The sequence below is a fragment of the Paenibacillus cremeus genome (genome assembly GCF_007786445.1).
GTDB classification, from domain to species: Bacteria; Bacillota; Bacilli; order Paenibacillales; family NBRC-103111; genus Paenibacillus_G; species Paenibacillus_G cremeus.
In genome coordinates this window covers 1-1,422 of record NZ_VNJI01000128.1, presented here as the reverse complement: position 1 = coordinate 1,422, position 1,422 = coordinate 1, and the positions used below count along the sequence as shown (strand labels likewise).

1 protein-coding gene is annotated in these 1,422 nt (G+C 43.5%); it reads right to left on the bottom strand.

Translation table 11 applies throughout. The features are described 5' to 3' along the window. Positions 1 to 631: 631 nt before the first annotated feature. Complete coding sequence (locus FPZ49_RS35120; RefSeq protein ID WP_144855374.1) at positions 632 to 1,126, bottom strand: GNAT family N-acetyltransferase; 495 nt, start codon at positions 1,124 to 1,126, stop codon at positions 632 to 634. Between the last annotated feature and the right edge of the window lie 296 nt (positions 1,127 to 1,422).

Below are 1,422 nucleotides of genomic sequence, written 5' to 3'. Positions count from 1 at the left end.
TTGCCGTTCACGTTTGTAGACATTTCCTGAGCTCTCGAGGCGATGGATCCCCGTCCGATGTTGAAGCGCTGATTCGCAAAAACATTTTGCCGATTCGACCCCTTCGACCGGGACAGTTGAATATCCGCAAAATTCGTTATAAATCAGCCGTTAGCTTTGTCTACAGAGTAGCATAATTCATTTCGAATGAACATTTTTTAAGCGGATATGACATCCGCTTGTTTGCTGTGCACATTTTGCTTGACTAAACCCAAAAAACTAACGGCACAGGACTTTGTCCCATGCCGTTTCGGATTACATTTTTATACCCAGTCTAGTCTTTGAGCTTAACTAAATGACATTGATCCAGGAGGTCGCTCTACCATTAAGTTTAAGGCACGTATCGAGTCGTAATTGTTTCCTGTATCAACAAGCTCCTTTACTGGATCTACGCATTCTTAACAAGAAACCAACCATTCCTTAATCTAGCTTAAAACCAACGCATTTCATAACAGAGGAATAACCTTCCAACATCTTTAAGGAGGGTTCTTAAGCATTCCCATTTTAAGTATAAGTCTTACCCATTAAAAACGTCTTGCATCATGCCGATGCGGCGGCATCTACCTGGTACGATCCGCGCGACTGTCTTCTCCTACATCTCGTACCCGTAAACCTCGTCGTCCATCACATAGCCGTTGCCGATACCCACCACTTGCGTGCGCAGGAGAGTCATGCCGAAACGTTTGTACACCGCGATCGTATCATGATTATGGATATTGACGGTAAGCCAGATTTGCTTCAGGTTATTCCCGGCTGCGATTGCCTTAATTTCTTCGAATGCTTGTCTGGCATAGCCTTTCCCCCTATGCGCTTTGAGCAGGTAGAGCTTCGACAGATAGAGCGTACAATCCTTCTGAGGCTGGACGGCGAAATAGCCGACTGGCTGTCCGTCCTCCAGGAAGAGGTAGTATTCATAGCCGTCGGAAATCTGTTTGGTCATGGCATCCACGGATTGAAATTTCTCAAGCATATAATCGATTTGCCCTTGACTGATAATATGGATAAAATGTTCGTTCCATATTTCTTGCGCAAGGCTCGCTGTTACGGCTATCTGATCGGGTGCGGTCATTTTATGGAATGTCAGCATGGCACGGTTCCTTTCTAAGGGTTAGTTCGGTTGCTTGCGGATAAAATGCTATGCAAACCATTATATCAATTGTTGATTGTTCATGTCATGTGACGATATCTCAAGCATACTTCAGGCCGACAAAAAAAAAAAAAAAAACTACAGCGGAATAACTATACGACTAAAGGTTTTCGCCCCCTGTTTATCGAAGTAATTAGGTAACCATTACTTTAATAACAGGGGTTTCTAATGCGTCCAAAAGATCGAATTGTGCCTGAAAAAACTATATATTTTCGACCTGAAATTACGAACTGCCC